The sequence below is a fragment of the uncultured Shimia sp. genome (assembly GCF_913054185.1).
Taxonomy (GTDB): domain Bacteria; phylum Pseudomonadota; class Alphaproteobacteria; order Rhodobacterales; family Rhodobacteraceae; genus Shimia.
On the sequence record NZ_CAJXIV010000090.1, the window covers coordinates 1 to 17165 of the forward strand.

The following is a 17165-nucleotide window of genomic DNA, read 5'->3' on the forward strand; positions in this document are numbered from 1 at the left end:
ATCGAGCACATGCGCGAGATGAAGGACATGGCGATTGTTGGCAACATCGGCCACTTCGACAATGAAATTCAGGTCGCAAGCCTAAAGAACCACAAGTGGACCAACATCAAAGAGCAAGTGGACATGATCGAGATGCCATCTGGCAACCGGTTGATCCTGCTCTCTGAAGGCCGTTTGTTGAACCTTGGTAACGCCACCGGTCACCCGTCGTTTGTGATGTCTGCGTCGTTCACCAACCAGGTGCTGGCACAGATTGAACTGTTCACCAAAGGGGCCGCGTACAACAACGAAGTCTACATCTTGCCCAAACATCTGGATGAGAAAGTGGCTGCGTTGCACCTCGCCAAAGTGGGCGCAAAGCTCAGCAAACTGTCCCCAGAGCAAGCGGCCTACATTGGCGTGTCTCCAGAGGGTCCGTTTAAGCCAGAGCACTACCGCTATTAAGCTGGGTTAGTGACTGAAGTTAAGCGCGGCGTCCCGGATTGGGGCGCCGTTTTTTGTTGGTGGATTGAGGACAGCAGGAAAGCAATTTTTTAGAACTTATTGACAAATGCCGTGACCGCGGAGAAACCCCACTCATGGAATTCTGTCTTCAGGAAAATATGCTTATTCAATGACAATTCAGGGTGTTTCGTTTTTGTTCGGCGTCTTCGGATTCAGTTATCTGATTCTGGCCTTGCAGGTCAGCAGCAGCTTCCCGCCATTTTACAAAAAGGGCAACATGGAGGAGGAATTGGAGCTCAATCTTCCATCTATGTTTCTAGTTATGGCACTCCTGGCAACTTCCGTAGTTATTCCCTACCTGTTCGTTTTCTTTGGACTTGCTTCAGTCCGGATTGCCATTCGGATTCGACAACGGGTTAAACAGCGAACAAATGGGCCGCTACCATGGCTTCTCAATCCACTCACAATAGGTGTATTTAACCGTTGGCCAATGCTTCTTTTTGATGTTTGGACGACAGGGAATGCGGCCCTGATGGTGCTCGTGATTGTTGCAGGCTAACTATCGGATTTGAAGTTGGTGTGTTGCCGCCGCTTCTCGCTTTTTAGGCTGAATCATCACCCAACAGCCGGTCGCAAAGGACAAATCTAGAGAATCGTCACCCATCCCGCCCCGCCTCGTTTGGATCACTTGAAAAAATCGCGATTTTGTTGCCGTCGGGGTCTCGCAGGTAGCTGACGTAGAAGTGTGGGCCATAGTTGGGGCGAAAGCCGGGCAAGCCTTCGTTCGTCCCCCCGGCGGCGAGGGCGGCGGCGTGCAGGGTGCGGACTTGGACTTGGCTTGTGGCTTCAAAGGCCACCATGGTGCCGTTGCCAGCGGAGGCAACCTCGTCGTTAAACGGCGGTTTCACGTAGAAATCGGGTAGCAGTGGGCGTTGGCCGTCCGGGACGGGCAGGGCGTAGCTGAGGCCTTCGGGGCCTTCTTTCACGCTGTAGCCAAGGGCAGGCAGGAAGGCGGCGTAAAAGCGTTTGGCGCGGGGGATGTCGTTAGAGCCGACACAGACGTAGCCGATCATTGAGGCGTGCCCATGCCATGTGCGGCCGCTTCCCACTCTGTCAGGAACTGCATGATTTCGAGGCTGTCAGACAGGCGAGGTGAGGGACGTGAGGCTTCTTTGTGGCCTGCTACCAGCGCGCGCTCGACCATTTTTGTTTGGTGATAGAAGGCGTCGTGTTTGGTTTCGACCATGATGTCCCGCGCTGGCCCTTCGTAAGGCTGCCAGATCATTTTGTTTTCCCCTGCGACAGGTAGCCAGGGGTTAGTGGCGAAGCGCAGCGTGCCTTTGGTGGTCACGATGGTGAATTCATGCGCCATGCCGTGACCGTCGGTGCTCATCAGATTGGCAAGCACGCCGTTGTCAAAGCGCACGGAGACGCTGGCGTCTTGTAGGGTGCTGTCTTTGCCGATGTTGCCGTGGGCAGCGATGGAGCGGGTGGCAAAGGCCTCTTCGCCACACATGGTTTGCACGACGAGATGCAAGAGGGAGGCGGGGTAGCAGCCGAGGTTGTAGAGCGTGCCGCCGCCTGCGGGGTTCACCACTTGCCAGATGTCAGCGGCGTAGAAGCCGGAGACGGAGCGCAGATCACCAACAGAGGGATCACGCAGAACGGTGACCAATTGCTGCATAAAAGGATGTGCGAGGTACATGAGGCCCTCGGCAAAGAAGATGTTTGCAGCTTGAACGGAGGCGATCAGCGCTTTGGCGTCCTCCATCGTGGTGGTCAGGGACTTTTCACAGAGCACGGGTTTGCCTGCGGCCATGGCGGCTTCGGTGGCGGCACGGTGCAGGTGGTTGGGCAAGGCGATGTAGATTGCATCCACCTCTGGATTGGCAAAGAGTTCTGCCTGATCCGTGGTGGAGTGCTGGATGCCGTATTGTGCGGAGAGTTCGGCAAGAGCGGTTTCGTTCCGGCCACAGAGCATTGTCGCGGCAGAGCCATCGCTGTCGCGGATCGCGCTCAGCATGGCGTGAGAAATGAAGCCGGTTCCAAGAATACCCCAACGCAATATACCGCTCTCCCGTGCTGTGGTTTGGCAAGAAGACCAGCCTAGGCAGCGATTCTTCAAATGGCCAGTGCGATCTGTGCTAAGGGGGAACAGGCGTGGTCTTTCCCCTTAATTGACGTCTACGTCAACTGTAGGAAGGGTCTCAAGGACGCCGCGCAGAACGCAACTTCAAGCGCATTTATCGACAATTGGGAGAATATCAGATGGGCAAACGGGACGAGTTGATCGCGAAATATGCAGACGATCTGAAAAACAAATGTGGCATCGAGCCAGACATGACGCTGTTGGAAAAAGTCACCATCGGCTGTGGACCGGCGATCTACAATGACGATGCTTCCACTGTGGCTGGCTCCCAGCCAGAAGAATTGGAAACTGTAAAAAACAACTTCCTGATCAAGAAGTTGGGTATGAGCGATGGCCCCGCACTTATGGATGCCATCCACTCTGTGATCGAGACTTACGGCAAGTCTGAGCGTAACAAGTATCGGGCTGTTGTATACTACATGCTGACGAAACACTTCGGCAAAGAGGCCCACTACGGGTAAAACCACCACTCGCGGTTTGGCGCGTCCGAGGCCTGAGGGTTTCGGGCGCGTTTTTCGTTTGGTTGCCAAAGTGCTGCCGGAACCGCTCGGATTGTAGATACTTGATAATTGAACTGATTGGTTCAGTTGCGCTACACATGTCTTGTCGGGCTAGGATGGCCGGACCCAAGTTTACAGTACGCGTGTGGTGGTATGGGATACACGCGGGGTGGCATAGGGGGTCTGGCTGGAGCGGAGGCAGGCCCCCTATGTTTTTTTCAAATCGAATGTTTGGCGCGGCTCTTATCTGAGCGGCGCCATTTGCGTTGGCACAGAGCGCGCATGGTTGATTGGGTGGCCAAAGCCCCTGTTTCTGAGGGACTATGTTTATGTGCCGCTGAGTTCGAGGACGATGTTCCACTCCTCTTCGGTGACCGGTTGCACGGACAGGCGTGAGCTTTTCACCAAGACCATTTCGGTCAGACGCGGATCTGCTTTGATCATGTCGAGCGATACCGGTTTTTTTACAGGCTTGATGGCTTTGATGTCGACGCAGTCCCAGCGATCATCGTCGGTGGTGCTGTCTTGGTGGGCTTCGGCGCAGATTTCAACAATGCCAACCACCGATTTTTCTTTTTGAGAATGGTAGAAAAAGCCGCGATCACCCACGGCCATTTCGCGCATGAAATTGCGCGCTTGGTAGTTGCGCACGCCGTCCCATTCCTCACCCGCGTCGCCCTTGGCCACTTGTTGGTCCCAGCCCCAGGTGGACGGTTCAGATTTGAACAGCCAATAACGCATCAGCCCAGCACCTTGTTCCAGGCCTTCAGCTCAACCGACCCAAACAGGTCGGCGGCTTTGTAGGGGTCGTTAGCGGCCCAGGTCTCAGCTTCAGCCATGTCAGCCACGTTCAGGATGATCAGAGAGCCGCACATGTCGCCGGCGTCATCCAGAAACGGGCCGGCCATCATGATCGTGTCACCGGAGCCCTTCAAATAGGCAACATGGGCGTCGCGGTTGGCTTTGCGGATTTCCAGCGCGCCGGGTTTGTCTTTGGCGATGAGTGCGATCAGCATGAATTATTCCTCCTTGGGGGGTCTTGCGAGCAGCATTTCCATGGCGTCGCGGATTTGCAAGCCCCCATCAAGGATGGCGACGACGGCTTGGGTGATGGGCATGTCAACCTGCATGGCCTTGGCGCGGGCGAGGGACGCGCGCGCGGTGGCCGCGCCTTCGACAGTGACCGTGGGGTCATAGGCATCGCCGCGCCCGAGGGAGAGGCCAAAGCTGTAGTTGCGAGATTGTTCAGATGAGCAGGTCAGGGTGAGGTCGCCGAAGCCGGAGAGGCCCGAGAGCGTGTCCGGTTTGGCCCCCAATGCCTGTGCCATGCGTTTCATCTCGGCATAGCCACGGGTCATCAGGGCAGCCCGGGCGCTGTCACCAAGCCCGGCGCCAATGGCGATGCCGCAGGCGATCGCAATCACGTTTTTGAGCGCGCCGCCCAGCTCTGCACCAACCGTGTCAGTGGTGCGATAAATGCGCAGGTTGGGCGATATTAGTCTCTGTTGCAGGGCTTTTCCGATGGTGTCGTCTTGGACTGCCATTGTGAGCGCAGTGGGCAGGCCACGGGCGATGTCGGCGGCAAAGCTGGGGCCGGTGAGGATCGCGGGGGTGGCATCTGGTAGCACATCGCGGATCACGGCGACGGGGCCAAGTTGGGTGCCAAGCTCGACGCCCTTGCAGCAGGCGACCAGGGTGCGGTCGGAAAGCTCCGGATGGGTCTCCAACAGGCCGCGTAGCTTTTGCATGGGCACGGCCAGAAGGACCACATCGGTAAGTGCATCGGCAAACTCAGCTGTCACAGAGACTGTTATTGGCAACTCCACTCCCGGCAAGCGTGGGTTGGTGCGGGTGGTCTGCATGGCTTTGGCGGCGTCGGCATTGCGGGCCCAGAGGGTCACGCTCGTGCCGCCTTGAGCAAAGGCCACGGCCAGGGCGGTTCCAAAGGCGCCGGAGCCAAGAACGGAGATCATGCTTTGGCTCCTTTCTTACCGCTGCCCAAAAGCGCGGGGGCGGTTTGATCCAGGGGCCAGCGCGGGCGGGCGGAGAGATCCATGCCGTCGCGCGCGCCGGTGCTGTAGCGCTCCAGACCGGCATAAGCGATCATCGCGGCGTTGTCGGTGCACAGGGCCAGTGGCGGGGCGGTGAAGGTTACGCCTTTGGCGGCGCACACAGTCTCTAAGTCAGCGCGAATGGCGGTGTTTGCCGCAACGCCACCTGCCACAGCCAACAGCGGCTCGGAGGGATTTTCAGCCAGATAAATGTCCAGCGCGCGGCGGGTTTTCTCGGCGAGTACATCCACGACGGCGGCCTGAAAGCCTGCGCACATGTCAGCGCGGTCTTGCACCGGCAGGCCGCCTTTTTCAGTGATGATGGCATCGCGTTGACGCAGCAGCGCTGTTTTCAGGCCGGAAAAGGACATGTCACAGCCGGGGCGGTCCAGAAGTGGACGCGGGAAGCGGAAACGTTTTGGGTCGCCTTTTGTGGCTTCGGCTTGCACAGCGGGTCCGCCAGGTTGCGCCAGGCCCAGAAGGCGGGCGGTTTTGTCAAAGGCTTCACCGGGGGCGTCGTCGATGGTGCCGCCAAGGCGGGAGAATTTCTCGGGGCCGTGTGCGATCAGGAACTGGCAATGACCGCCCGAGACCAACAGCATCAGGTAAGGGTAAGCCACTTGATCGGTGAGGCGTGGGGTCAGGGCGTGACCGGCGAGGTGGTTCACACCGATGAGCGGAATATTCAGGCTGGCCGACAAGCCTTTGGCGCACATCACGCCGGAGATCACGCCGCCAATAAGGCCAGGGCCTGCGGTGACAGCAATGGCGTCCACATCCAACAGGGATACATTGGCGGCGATCAGCGCCTCCTCAACACAGAGGTCGACTTTTTCCGCGTGCGCGCGGGCGGCGATTTCCGGAACCACCCCCCCAAAAGGGGCATGCAGATCGGTTTGGCCATGCACAACAGAGGCGAGGATTTCGGCGTCGCCCACAATGGGTTGGTGCAAGATGGCGGCGGCGGTGTCGTCACAGCTGCTTTCGATGCCAAGAATGGTGAGCGGGCCGTCCATGTGTCACAGGTCCTTGCCGTTGCGCGGAAGTTTGTTGGCAGGTAACACCGGAGAGCGCCTCAAACAACAGTGGTGGGCTCCATGACAGATGCGACTCCTTTGATCTTGCTGACTCGGCCCTTGGTCGATGCGGAGGCGTTTGCCGTCATGTTGACGGGTTTGGGGATCACCGCCGAGGTGGAGATTTCGCCGATTGTCGAGATTGTGCCCACCGAAGCGGAGATTGACCTGTCGGATGTGGCTGGTGTGATTTTCAGCTCACGCAATGCGGTGGCGGCGGTGGACGGGTACGATCTGCCAGCCTGGTGCGTTGGGGAGGCTACTGCGGCGGCAGCACAGGCCAAAGGGTGGCGCGCGGTGGCGGCGGATGGCGATGCGGACTCGCTCTATGCGCGGGTTTTGGCCGATGGGCCGCAAGGACCACTGCTGCACATTCGCGGAAAGGTTGCGCGGGGGGATTTGGCCGGGCGTTTGACCAAAGTCGGGATACAAACACGTGAGGTGGTGGTTTATCGGCAGACAGCACATCCACTGTCAGAGCGCGCAAAAACGGCCCTAATGCGGGAGAATCCTGTGATTGTTCCCCTTTTTTCACCGCGCGCGGCGGTTCAGTTTGCAGAGCAAGGGCCGTATCACGCTCCGCTTCATGTGGTTGTGATGAGTGACGCCGTACAGAACGCATTGGGGGATTTACCCGTGGAAACAGTTGTTTTGTCGGGGAAAAAAGAGGCAAACGCCATGGCAAAGGCGGTGGCGGGACTGTTAAACGCAGAGTGACGCATTGAGACACAAGGATTGCTCGCCTAGATTGGGGCTGCATTTGCAAAAAACGGATTCGAAAGGGTGACCTGTGGGAACCACGGATAAATCGGACAAGCCAAGCAAAGATCAGGTTGATCAACAGGATCAGACCGACACGCAAGCCGACGCAGAAGATGTGGTCGAGGACGCGGAGATTGTCGAAGAGAGTGCGCAGGACAGCGGCCTTGAGGATGGAACTTCAGGGGACGCCGCTGAAGACGAGTCCGATGAGGCTCCCGTTGAGATTGAAGAGCCCGGGAGCGAAGAGACTGCTGAACATCAGTCGGATGTGACTGAGGCTGTTGAGAAAGCTGACGACAAAGCGCCTGTTGAAGGCTCCGATGCGGCGACACCTGCACCAGGTGCTCAAGAGCAGGAGCGCAAAGGTGGGTTTGTGCCCATGGTGCTTGGCGGTGTGGTTGCGGCTTGTATTGGATTTGGTGGCGCGGTGTATTTTGGCGATCAGCTTGGACTGGGCGCCGGAACCGAAGCGGCGCTCACCGAGATGACGGCCAAGCTGGAAGCGCAGAATGAAACGCTGGTGGCGTTGAATGAGAGGCTGAGTGCGACCAGTGACGTCTCTGGCGGCGCGCGCGAGGCTGCGGATCATGCGGCAGCGGAAGTTACCAAGATAACCGAGGTTTTGTCGGCATATACAACCCAGTTGGGGTCGGTGTCCGAAGCGGTCTCCACGTTGGAAGCGCGCTTGACCGATATTGAAAAACGACCCTTGAACGAGGGGCTAGGTGCGGCGGCAATTGCGGCTTACGAGCGTGAGGTGAAAGACCTTAGGGATCTTGTCTCGGCGCAAAAGGCGGAGGCCTCTGAGTTGAAAGACAAGGCAGATCTGTCGGCCAAAGCTGCGCTGGCCCGCTCGTCGGTGACACGGATTGTGGCGGCGCTGGACAGCGGTGCACCGTATCGCGCGGCGGTGGTGGATTTGCGATCTTCGACAGGTGAAGGTATTGCGCCGGTTCTGGAAGATCACGCGGACCACGGGGTGGTCACACTGGCTGCGCTGTTAGAGAGTTATCCGGATGCGGCGCGCGAGGCCTTGGCCAAAGCGCGTGAGGATAAGGTGGATGCCGGTACCGGCAACAAGCTGGGGAATTTCCTGAAGACACAGTTTGGCGCACGCTCTGTCGAGGCGCGGGAAGGCACGGATACCGATGCGGTTCTGAGCCGGGCGGAAGCCGCGCTGAAGGCGGGTGATCTGTCTGCGGCGCTTGCTGAACTGGATACATTGGCCGAGGGGCCAAAAACCGTGATGGCAGAGTGGGTTGCGCAAGCACAGACTCGCGCTGCCGCGACACAAGCCGCCGAAGAATTGGCGCAAACCCTGAACTCCAACTGAGGGTCGTTTTATGCTCTGGTCTCTGATCAAAATTATTGCGTTTGTTGCCATTGTCGCTGGACTGACCTTTGGCTCGATTTATTTGCTGGAAAGCGACGGCGGGGTGATGGTCACCGTGGCTGGGGTGGAATACAGTCTTGGGCCGTTTCACACTGCGCTGGCACTGATTGCGCTGGTGGCGGGTGTCTGGTTGGTGATCAAGGCGCTGGGCCTGTTGGTGGCGGTGCTGAAGTTCCTGAACGGTGATGAAACCGCGATCAGCCGCTACTTTGACCGAAATCGCGAAAAGAAAGGCTATCAGGCGCTGGCCGATAGTGTGACCGCGCTGGCCTCCGGTGAGGGGCGCACGGCGATGGAGAAGGCGCGGCTGGCGGAGAAGAAACTGCACAAGCCAGAGCTGACCAATTTGATTGTGGCGCAGGCGGCAGAGATGAGCGGCGACACGCGCAAGGCCGAGGAAACCTACAAGAAGTTGCTTGCCGATGAACGCACGCGGTTTGTGGGCATTCGTGGCTTGATGAAGCAGAAGCTGGATGCCGGGAATACTGAAGTGGCGCTGAAGCTGGCGGAAAATGCCTTTGCAATTAAGCCGAAACACGAAGAGGTGCAGGACACGCTGCTGCGTTTGCAGACCGAGACCAAGGACTGGAAAGGCGCGCGTGGTACGCTGAATGCAAAGCTGCGTCACGGCACCTTGCCGCGGGATGTGCATCGTCGGCGTGATGCGGTGTTGGCGCTGTCTGAAGCCAAGGATTTGATTGCCGAAGATGCCAGCATTGAGACGCAGGAGCAGGCGATTGAGGCCAATCGGCTGTCGCCGGACCTTATCCCAGCAGCGGTAATGGCGGCGCATGGATATGTGGCGAAAGGCAAGCCGCGTAATGCGACGCGTCTGATCAAGAAAGCCTGGGATGCGCAGCCGCACCCGGATCTTGCAGCGGCCTTTGCCGAGATTGCGCCGGAGGAAACACCCGAGGCGCGGATCAAACGGTTTAAAACCCTGATCAAAAACACGGCCAGCCATGCCGAGAGCAAGATGCTGATGGCGGAGCTGTATATTGCAGCGGAAGATTTCCCCGAAGCACGGCGCGCGCTGGGCGATCTGGTGGAAACGGATGCCACGCAGCGGTCGCTGACCATTATGGCGGCGATCGAGCGTGGTGAAGGCTCCAATGATGCGGTTGTAAAAGGCTATCTGGCTAAAGCCCTAAGCTCGCCACGTGGGCCGCAATGGGTGTGTGACACCTGCCATAACATCCACGCAGAGTGGGCGCCAACTTGTGACAATTGTCACAGCTTTGACACGCTGAGCTGGACCGCACCGCCGGAGACCGAAGGGTTGAGCGAAACTGGTGCGGCGATGCTGCCACTGATCATTGGCGCGCTGGAGGATCATTCCGAGGCAGAGGAAGCGGAAGAGGTTGATGTGGTGGACGGAGAAGCGACTGAAGCGCCTGTGGAAACCCAAGAGACCCCAAAAGAAGAACTCAAGTCAGCCTAAGAGCTTTGTTTGAGACCAATGCATGCAGCGTCGCCTTTGGGTGGCGCTGTTTTGTTTTGTGCGTCAGTTGAAGCGCATTGGGCTCACAGGGGAGAGGTCGATGTTGGGGGACGTGTCGGAGATCAGGTCTGCCACCAGTCGTCCGGTTTTGGCTCCGCCGGTGAGGCCTACGTGTTGGTGTCCAAAGGCGGCATAAACACCGCTGCTGCCAATTTCACCCACCATGGGCAAGCTGTCTGGAAGAGATGGGCGGAAGCCAAGCCATTCTTCGTCGCTCTCGGCAGACAGGGTGGGGAAGACTTCGGCCACACGGCGGCGCAATAGGGCCAGCGGGGCTTTGGATTTCTTCTCCGAAAGGTCGCCAAACTCCACGATGCCAGCGCAGCGCAGGCCGTGCTGCATAGGGGTGGCGACAAATTTGGCGGAGGCGATCATCATGGGATGGTTGGGGCGAATGGACGGCTCTTTGAAGGTGATGTGGTATCCGCGCTCGGTTTCCAGCGGCACGGTGAAGCCCAGCTTGCGCATCAAGGGCTTAGACCAGATGCCAGAGGACAACACGGCGCGGTCACAGTCAAACTGGCCTTGGTCTGTCATCACTGCGGAGACTTGCCCACCGGAGAGATTAAAGTCGCGCACTTCGGCCTTCACAAAACGGCCGCCCATGTCGGTGAAAGTGTCGACCAAAGCCTGCACATATGCAGCCGGGTTGAGGATGTAGCCGTGATCTTTGTTCACCGCTAGGAATGAGGTTTGTGCGTCCAGGATGGGCTCCAACTCCTGCACGGCGGGGCCTTCGATGATGTCGGGAACAAATCCGACGCTGGCGCGCAGATCCCAGGTGTATTTGTCGGCCTCAAAGGCGGCGCGGTCTTTGTAGGCGTAGAGGTAGTCTGTGTCGGCAATGAAGGCTTCGGCGGCGGTGCCTTTGGCCAGTGCTTTGTGTTGATCTACGCTGTCGCCAATCAGGTCCGCCAGCACATGGGTGAAACGGCGGGCGTCTGTATCGTTGGCAAAACCGAGGTATTTTAGGAACCACGGGGTGAGGCGGGGCAAATTAGCCCATTTCAAAAACAGCGGGAAGTTTGGATTGAGCAGGTAGCCCGGAGCTTTGGTCATTAGGCCCGGCGTGGCGTTTGGCACCACAGCACAGCTGGCAAGAAGGCAAGCATTGCCAAAGGATGCGCCCATGCCGGGGGTGTTCTTGTCCAGAAGGGTCACGGAATGCCCGGCGCGGCGCAGCCAAAGCGCGGTGGCTGCACCAACAATGCCTGCCCCAATCACAACCACATTCTGCGGCATGGTTTGCCCTCCCGTTGTTCGTCGGGACAGTGTTGCCAAGCGACGGGCACCTTTGCAATCAGAGTTCTTCGATTACGTCTTTCAGTTGTGCCAGTTTGATAGGTTTGGCCATATGGGCGTTCATGCCGCTGTCCAGACAGGCTTCGCGGTCTTCGGGGGCGGAATGGGCGGTAAGGCCTATGATATGGGTTTGGAAATCCCCATTTGCGTTTTCCAATCGGCGGATTTCGCGGGTGGCGTCCAGGCCGTTCATCACAGGCATGGAGACGTCCATCAGGACCAAATCCGGGTGGCAATCGCGGTAGATTTCCACAGCCTCTTCGCCGTCGCTGGCAGAATGGTGTGTGATGCCTAAGCGGTTGAGGAAAATCTCGATCAACTTCCGGTTGGTTTTGTTGTCGTCTACGATCAGGATGGTTTTGTCAGAAACAGATGCCGTAAGTTCACTGGCGACGTGTTTATGAGCGGTGCCGTTGGTTGCACTGGCATCCCCTGTGGTGGTGGATTCTGCAGGTGGCCTGATGTCTCGTGCGCGGGGACCTGTCAGAGCCTCTAGCAACTTGGGTGCCTGCACCGGCTTGATCACCTCGTTGTTGGAGAGCAGGTTTTCCTCTCCCGTGCGATGGATGGCGTCGCTCATCGGTCGCAGCGCAATCACACGGGTGTCGGGGCTGGATTTTGCCTCGTAGATGGCGCGAAACAGGTCTTTGCGCCCCATGTCTGGCATGCCCATTTCTGTCAGAACCACATCATAAGGCGCACCGCTTGCTTGAGCGTCTCGCAGGCTCTCAAGACCCGTCTTGGCTGTTTCAAAGGTCGCAACCTGAGCGTTCCACGCGGACATCATTTCGTTCATGACAAACAAGGCCGTAGGTTCGGACTGCAGTACCAGGATTTTCATACCGCTGAGGTCCGCGCTGTCGAGTGCGCGGGGGGGGAGTGGTGTTTCGGGCTGTATAAGAGGCACGTTGAACGTGAAGGTGGTGCCAGTGCCAACTGTGGATTTCACCCAAATACGGCCGCCCATCAGTTCGACAAAACCTTTGGCGATGGCCAACCCAAGGCCCGTGCCCTGATGTTTGCGGCTGTAAGAGCCGTCGACCTGTGTGAACTGGTCAAAGACGGCAGCGAGTTTTTCTTCGGGGATACCGCAGCCGGTGTCGCAGACGTCCACTTGCATGACGGGCGTGCCATTGTCCTCTTTGAGCGTGACGTTGATCAGCACATAGCCTTCGTCCGTGAACTTCAAAGCGTTGCCAACAAGATTGATGATGACCTGCTTAAGGCGGGATTCATCCCCCAGAAGCGATTTGGGCAAATCTGGCGCGACACGGGTGATAAGATCAACACCCGCTTGACCCGCTTGGAATGAGAGCATTTGCGCGGTGTTGTCCAGAAGCTCCGTGGGACGATAGGGATCGTCCCGTAGGGTCATGTGACCGCTGTCGATTTTGGAAAAGTCCAGAATGTCGTTGATGATGTTTAGGAGGGTGGAGCCCGAGGTATGGATGCTATCCACCAAACTCATTTGATTGTTGGTTAAATCGGTGTCTGCGAGCAGCTCTGTCATGCCCAGCACACCATTCATTGGTGTGCGAATTTCGTGGCTCATCCGGGCCAAGAATTGGGATTTGGCTTTTTCCGCGGATTTGGCCTGCTCGGCGACAACCTGTAATTCGGCGTTTTTGTCGTTCAGGTCATCAGACGAAATCTCAAGTTTGGTTTGCGTGTCCTCCAGGGATTTTACCCAGGCGCGCAGGTTGCCCAACATCAGGTTAAAACTGTCCGCCAGGCTTTCAACTTCGTCGTTGGTGCGGATCACAATGGACTGGTTCAGGTTGCCTTTGGCGGCACGCTCTGTGGCGCTGTTAAGGCGGGCAAGAGGCTCCGTCAGGCGCCGCGAAATCCAGATGGACAAGAGAATGCCGGTGAGGGTGAAAAAGACGCCAAACATCAGATTGCGGCGCAGCACGAGATTCACTTCGCGGTTGGCGGCCGTACCGTCCAGATCAAAGCGGATTGTGCCGTAATTTACGTTGCCGTAGATCGCAGGCACAGCAACTTGAATGCGGCCTTGAAGGTTGCGAATGTGGGTGGTTTCTGAGGTAATGGCTTCGGTGACAAGTTCGTCGTCGACCCGCCCTAGGAAAAGCGCGTTGCCTTCGGATGAGCCATTGACCAGCAAAAATCCGTCTGGGTCTATGAAACGCAACGACAGGATGTCGGGCTGGCGCATGAGCTCCTGATAGATGATGTCGAGTTCTGCTGGACGGCCTTCGAACAGGTAGGGAAGGGTGACTTCCTGAATCAGGATACCCAGGGAATCTGAGCGTTCAGAGAAGCGGGTATGAACCAACTCCAGCTGGGTGATGGTGTTCAGGTAAATCAGGGTGGAGACAAAAGCACCGATCATCAGGCCGAAATACAGCGTCATCCGGCGCCCCAGACCGTAGGTCAGAGACTTGCGTATATTAAGCATGCGGTTGGTTTGGTCATCCGGTGCGGACATGGTTATTTAATCCCCGCGTCTTCGAGATCCTGCAGAATCTCGAATATAGGCGCAAACGTGTATTTTGATCCCGCAGCAAATTCATCAAATCGTGTACTGTTTTGGAAATTTTCCAGCACAGTGCGCCCTTCGTTGGTATCGGACATGGATTTGAGACTGGAGCGCAGCTCATCCAAAAGCAATTTGGAGATGCCAGGGCGGTGCATCAGGACGCTGCGTGGGTACTGGTCTGAGATGGCTAAAATTCGAAACTCGTCTGGGCGAGCTTCCATTAGATCAAGATACCTAATTTGATTTGTCGCACCGGCGTCCGCGCGGCCGGAAGCCACTGCAAACATTGTGTTCTTGTCGTTGTAAGTCAAAAAGTAGCCCACGTTGTTTCCGCTGGGGGATGTGCTGGGAGCGCGCAATTTTTTCAACTCGAGCCCAGCTTTGATCAACATGTGCACAGGGACAATGAAACCGGAAGAGGAATCATGGTCTTCAAGAGCGACTTTCCGGCCTTGAAGATCTTCCAAAGAAGTGATGCCGCTGTTCACATGGGTGAAAATCACAGTGTAGTAGCCGGCATGGCCGTCTTTCCAATGGCGCAGGAACGGCGTACCGCCGGAAAGCTGCGCAACTTTGGCGACAACCATCGGACTGTCGATAAAGATATCCACTTCCTTGCGGGCAATGGCATCGGCCATAAGTTCGGTACTGGGGTGAACAACAAGGCGCACTTCGGTTATGCCAGAGTCTTCCAGATCGGTTTCTAAATATGTCAGGAGAGGTTGAAACACCCGCATTTGGCTACGGATGCCTTCGTTTAGGGTGCCCAAATTCAGAGTCTCTGCCAACGCGAAAGAAGCGTTGATCCAAGCCAGGCAAGCGGCAAAGCAGAAGGTAATCCGAGCAATCATTGGCATCCGAGACGTTCTATGACCTCCTTAAGGCGGTATTAGGAAAGTCTAAACCATCGCTTAATGAATAGAGGGATTGGCCGGAATTCTGTTGGAATGAAGCAAATTGCCATCGAATTTTTGTAAAAAAGCTTTCCGGCACCGCTTTGGGAGTCAGATATGCGTCATGTGATTCGGTCTTGCTGTGCACCATGATTCAAGATTGCCGTGAAAAGCCTATTCACGCCAGATGTTTGCCGGAGCAATGCCAATTTCCCGTAATACGTGTGGTGAGCCGTTAGTGGGCGTTCTTCTCGATGTATTTGACGGGTTGATCCCGGTACAGAAGTGATTGCGTGTCCGCAAAAAGATGTACTTTGGCCGGATCAGCGGTCAGCGAGACTTGTTTCCCTTTGAGATCGCGGTGGATGCCTTGCAGCTTGCCAATCACCGGCTCTGCGTCGCCCTGTGCTTCAAAATACAGCAAGGTCACTTCGCCCAAAGCTTCGGTGATGTTCACGGTGCCGGTGTAGAGTGCGTCCCCATCGGTGGTGATCAGGTCTTCCGGGCGCACGCCGATGTTGACCTGTCGCCCCATGTCCTCCGGCAAGGAAGGCACGGCGGAGGTGGCCGTGCCCCCAGCATCTAGCGCGATCGTGGTGATTTCGCCAGTGCCGGTGATCTTGCCGGGGAGGAGGTTCATGGCTGGGGAGCCGATGAATTGCGCAACAAATTCGTTTTCGGGACGCTCATAGAGGTCAAGTGGCGTGCCAACCTGGGCAATGCCTCCGCCAGCCAGCACCACGATGCGGGTCGCGAGAGTCATGGCCTCGACCTGATCGTGAGTCACGTAAACCATGGTGCTGTCGGGCATGCTTTCCTTGAGCTGGGCAATCTCGATACGGGTGGCCACACGCAGGGCGGCATCGAGGTTTGAGAGCGGCTCGTCAAAGAGATAAACTTTCGGATCGCGCACAATGGAGCGGCCAATGGCCACCCGTTGGCGTTGACCACCGGAGAGCTCCTTGGGGAGGCGGTCGAGCAGGTTGTGTAGTTGAAGCGTTTTGGCCGCTTTTTCGACCCGCTCGTTGATCTCTTCCGTGCTCATCTTGGCAATTTTAAGCGCAAACGACATGTTTTCGCGCACGGTGAGGTGCGGATAAAGCGCGTAAGATTGGAACACCATGGCGATGCCGCGCTCGGATGGCGGCACATCGTTGACCAATGTGCCGTCAATTTCCAATGTGCCGGAGGTGATGTGTTCCAGCCCCGCTATCATGCGCAGCAAGGTGGATTTGCCACAGCCTGAGGGGCCAACAAACACCACCAGTTCGCCTTTTTCGATCTCCAGATCGATGTTGGCGAGGACATTTACCGGACCGTAGGACTTTGCGACGTCTTTGAGAATGAGATCAGCCATCGGTGGAGTTCCCTGTGTTAGAGCTTTGTGTCACGGCAAAAGCAGCTTGCCAGGCGGGCAACGTTACTTTGGCGCCATCGCGGCTAATTGTGAAAGGTGCCTTGGGATCTATGGCCCATGCACCAGCAGGCAGGTCGAAGCTTTGGTCTTTGTCTGAGAGGTTGAACGCGCAGAGTATGGTCTCACCGTTGTGTTCCCGCACAAAGCGGATGTGGGTGTCATCAGCGTGCAGCAATTCAAAGATGCCTTTGAGCAGGGGCAGCTGGTCTTTGCGGAAGGCGATCAGGCGGCGGTAAAAAGAAAGCATGGAGCCCGGCGCGTTTTCTTGCGCGTCGACCGATTTGGACAGGTGTTCAGCGCTGACCGGCAGCCAGGGGGTGCCGTCCGAGAAGCCACCATTTTGGTTGTCCGATTTCCACACCATCGGCGTGCGACAACCGTCGCGGCCTTTGAACTTGGGCCAGAAGCGGATGCCGTAGGGGTCTTGCAGGTCTTCAAAGGCCACGTCCGCCTCTGACAGGCCAAGTTCTTCGCCTTGATAGATGCAGACAGAGCCACGCAAGGACATCAGCAAAGCGGCGTAGGTGCGCTGGGCGGCGTCGGAAAGGTTCCAACGGGAGCTGTGGCGCTCCACGTCATGGTTGGAATAGGCCCAACAGCCCCAGCTGTCGCTGCCAAAGCTCTCGGCGGTTTGCATGATTTCGGCGATGCGGGTGCCGGTGGGGTGAGCTTGGCACAGCAGGGCAAAGTCATAGGCCATGTGCAGCTTGTCGCCGCCGCCAGTGTAGGTTGCCTGAATTTCGCTGCCGCGCTGGCTGTCGCCCACCTCACCCACAGTGGTGATGGCGTCATACTCATTGAGCAAGCTGCGCAAGTCTTGCAGGAAGCCAAGGTTTTCCGGCTGGTTCTTGTCGTAGAGATGTTCCTGATGGTTGTACGGATTCACGGCGGGTGCGATGTTGTCGTTGCGCTCTTCCAGCGGCAGGGCCGGATTGTCGCGCAGTTGCGCGTCGCAGTAGTAGAAGTTCACCGTGTCGAGACGGAAGCCATCGACACCACGATCGAGCCAGAACCGGGCCACATCAAGCAGTTCCTGGCGCACTTCGGCGTTGTGGAAATTCAGGTCTGGCTGTTCGGCCAGGAAGTTGTGCAGGAAGTACTGCTGGCGGGAGGTGTCCCACTGCCAGGCTGGACCACCAAAGATTGAGAGCCAGTTGTTGGGGGGGGTGCCGTCCAG

At 57.3% G+C, this 17165-nt stretch carries 17 protein-coding genes; 6 read left to right on the forward strand and 11 right to left on the reverse strand.

The features are described from left to right. On the forward strand, positions 1 to 444 hold a 444-nt coding region (locus QZ517_RS16030), incomplete at its 5' end, for an adenosylhomocysteinase (protein WP_294228573.1). Positions 445 to 613: 169 nt separating this feature from the next. Continuing rightward, complete coding sequence (locus QZ517_RS16035) at positions 614 to 1003, forward strand: hypothetical protein (RefSeq protein ID WP_294228575.1); 390 nt, start codon at positions 614 to 616, stop codon at positions 1001 to 1003. Between the two features lie 97 nt (positions 1004 to 1100). Here the strand turns inward: QZ517_RS16035 and QZ517_RS16040 are convergent, their stop codons facing one another. Both QZ517_RS16040 and QZ517_RS16045 read right to left on the reverse strand, forming a co-directional pair. Further along, complete coding sequence (locus tag QZ517_RS16040) at positions 1101 to 1517, reverse strand: VOC family protein (protein ID WP_294228577.1); 417 nt, start codon at positions 1515 to 1517, stop codon at positions 1101 to 1103. Then, positions 1514 to 2509, reverse strand: a complete 996-nt coding sequence (locus QZ517_RS16045) for a Gfo/Idh/MocA family oxidoreductase (RefSeq protein WP_294228579.1) — start codon at positions 2507 to 2509, stop codon at positions 1514 to 1516. Before QZ517_RS16045 ends, QZ517_RS16040 begins: the two co-directional genes overlap by 4 nt. 203 nt (positions 2510 to 2712) lie before the next feature. On the opposite strand from QZ517_RS16045, the gene QZ517_RS16050 reads away from it, so the two are divergent. Next, positions 2713 to 3054, forward strand: coding sequence for a DUF2853 family protein (locus QZ517_RS16050; protein ID WP_294228580.1), 342 nt, complete (start codon positions 2713 to 2715; stop codon positions 3052 to 3054). A gap of 366 nt (positions 3055 to 3420) precedes the next feature. Here QZ517_RS16050 and QZ517_RS16055 read toward each other — a convergent pair whose 3' ends face one another. The 4 genes from QZ517_RS16055 to tsaD are packed head-to-tail and all read right to left on the reverse strand — an operon-like array spanning position 3421 to position 6160. Then, on the reverse strand, positions 3421 to 3834 hold the full coding sequence (locus QZ517_RS16055) for an EVE domain-containing protein (RefSeq protein ID WP_294228582.1): 414 nt from the start codon (positions 3832 to 3834) through the stop codon (positions 3421 to 3423). Further along, on the reverse strand, positions 3834 to 4109 hold the full coding sequence (locus QZ517_RS16060; RefSeq protein ID WP_294228584.1) for a YciI family protein: 276 nt from the start codon (positions 4107 to 4109) through the stop codon (positions 3834 to 3836). The genes QZ517_RS16055 and QZ517_RS16060 overlap by 1 nt, the downstream gene beginning before the upstream one ends. A gap of 3 nt (positions 4110 to 4112) precedes the next feature. Beyond that, positions 4113 to 5066: an NAD(P)H-dependent glycerol-3-phosphate dehydrogenase gene (locus QZ517_RS16065; protein ID WP_294228586.1), complete on the reverse strand. Its 954-nt coding sequence runs from the start codon at positions 5064 to 5066 to the stop codon at positions 4113 to 4115. Further along, positions 5063 to 6160 carry a tRNA (adenosine(37)-N6)-threonylcarbamoyltransferase complex transferase subunit TsaD gene (tsaD, locus tag QZ517_RS16070; protein ID WP_294228588.1) on the reverse strand — a complete coding sequence of 366 codons (1098 nt, stop codon included), beginning with the start codon at positions 6158 to 6160 and terminating at the stop codon, positions 5063 to 5065. Before tsaD ends, QZ517_RS16065 begins: the two co-directional genes overlap by 4 nt. Before the next feature lie 81 nt (positions 6161 to 6241). On the opposite strand from tsaD, the gene QZ517_RS16075 reads away from it, so the two are divergent. From QZ517_RS16075 to QZ517_RS16085, 3 genes are all read left to right on the forward strand, one after another. After that, complete coding sequence (locus QZ517_RS16075; RefSeq protein WP_294228591.1) at positions 6242 to 6937, forward strand: uroporphyrinogen-III synthase; 696 nt, start codon at positions 6242 to 6244, stop codon at positions 6935 to 6937. Between the two features lie 73 nt (positions 6938 to 7010). Next, positions 7011 to 8315, forward strand: coding sequence for a mitofilin family membrane protein (locus QZ517_RS16080; protein ID WP_294228593.1), 1305 nt, complete (start codon positions 7011 to 7013; stop codon positions 8313 to 8315). Between the two features lie 10 nt (positions 8316 to 8325). Then, entirely contained in the window at positions 8326 to 9816 is a 1491-nt protein-coding gene (locus tag QZ517_RS16085; RefSeq protein ID WP_294228595.1) for a heme biosynthesis HemY N-terminal domain-containing protein, read from the forward strand. A 63-nt stretch (positions 9817 to 9879) separates the two neighbouring features. Here QZ517_RS16085 and QZ517_RS16090 read toward each other — a convergent pair whose 3' ends face one another. From QZ517_RS16090 to QZ517_RS16110, 5 genes are all read right to left on the reverse strand, one after another. Continuing rightward, positions 9880 to 11118, reverse strand: coding sequence for an FAD-dependent oxidoreductase (locus QZ517_RS16090; RefSeq protein ID WP_294228597.1), 1239 nt, complete (start codon positions 11116 to 11118; stop codon positions 9880 to 9882). A gap of 58 nt (positions 11119 to 11176) precedes the next feature. Next, positions 11177 to 13627 (reverse strand): response regulator, encoded by a 2451-nt coding sequence (locus QZ517_RS16095; RefSeq protein ID WP_294228599.1) that lies wholly within the window; start codon positions 13625 to 13627, stop codon positions 11177 to 11179. Between the two features lie 2 nt (positions 13628 to 13629). Next, complete coding sequence (locus QZ517_RS16100) at positions 13630 to 14535, reverse strand: phosphate/phosphite/phosphonate ABC transporter substrate-binding protein (protein ID WP_294228601.1); 906 nt, start codon at positions 14533 to 14535, stop codon at positions 13630 to 13632. 271 nt (positions 14536 to 14806) lie between these two features. Next, a complete protein-coding gene (locus tag QZ517_RS16105) occupies positions 14807 to 15928 on the reverse strand; it encodes an ABC transporter ATP-binding protein (protein WP_294228603.1) in 1122 nt (373 codons plus the stop codon). Next, the coding region (locus tag QZ517_RS16110; RefSeq protein WP_294228605.1) for an alpha-amylase family glycosyl hydrolase at positions 15921 to 17165 on the reverse strand (1245 nt) is incomplete at its 5' end. The genes QZ517_RS16110 and QZ517_RS16105, both read right to left, overlap by 8 nt.

Bases quoted from the DNA above. Each gene is read 5' to 3' on its own strand.
- QZ517_RS16055 (WP_294228582.1), bottom strand. From the start codon at position 3,834: ATGCGTTATTGGCTGTTCAAATCTGAACCGTCCACCTGGGGCTGGGAC.
- QZ517_RS16065 (WP_294228586.1), bottom strand. From the start codon at position 5,066: ATGATCTCCGTTCTTGGCTCCGGCGCCTTTGGAACCGCCCTGGCCGTG.
- QZ517_RS16095 (WP_294228599.1), bottom strand. From the start codon at position 13,627: ATGTCCGCACCGGATGACCAAACCAACCGCATGCTTAATATACGCAAG.
- tsaD (WP_294228588.1), bottom strand. From the start codon at position 6,160: ATGGACGGCCCGCTCACCATTCTTGGCATCGAAAGCAGCTGTGACGAC.
- QZ517_RS16060 (WP_294228584.1), bottom strand. From the start codon at position 4,109: ATGCTGATCGCACTCATCGCCAAAGACAAACCCGGCGCGCTGGAAATC.
- QZ517_RS16105 (WP_294228603.1), bottom strand. From the start codon at position 15,928: ATGGCTGATCTCATTCTCAAAGACGTCGCAAAGTCCTACGGTCCGGTA.
- QZ517_RS16085 (WP_294228595.1), top strand. From the start codon at position 8,326: ATGCTCTGGTCTCTGATCAAAATTATTGCGTTTGTTGCCATTGTCGCT.
- QZ517_RS16035 (WP_294228575.1), top strand. From the start codon at position 614: ATGACAATTCAGGGTGTTTCGTTTTTGTTCGGCGTCTTCGGATTCAGT.
- QZ517_RS16100 (WP_294228601.1), bottom strand. From the start codon at position 14,535: ATGCCAATGATTGCTCGGATTACCTTCTGCTTTGCCGCTTGCCTGGCT.
- QZ517_RS16090 (WP_294228597.1), bottom strand. From the start codon at position 11,118: ATGCCGCAGAATGTGGTTGTGATTGGGGCAGGCATTGTTGGTGCAGCC.
- QZ517_RS16050 (WP_294228580.1), top strand. From the start codon at position 2,713: ATGGGCAAACGGGACGAGTTGATCGCGAAATATGCAGACGATCTGAAA.
- QZ517_RS16040 (WP_294228577.1), bottom strand. From the start codon at position 1,517: ATGATCGGCTACGTCTGTGTCGGCTCTAACGACATCCCCCGCGCCAAA.
- QZ517_RS16075 (WP_294228591.1), top strand. From the start codon at position 6,242: ATGACAGATGCGACTCCTTTGATCTTGCTGACTCGGCCCTTGGTCGAT.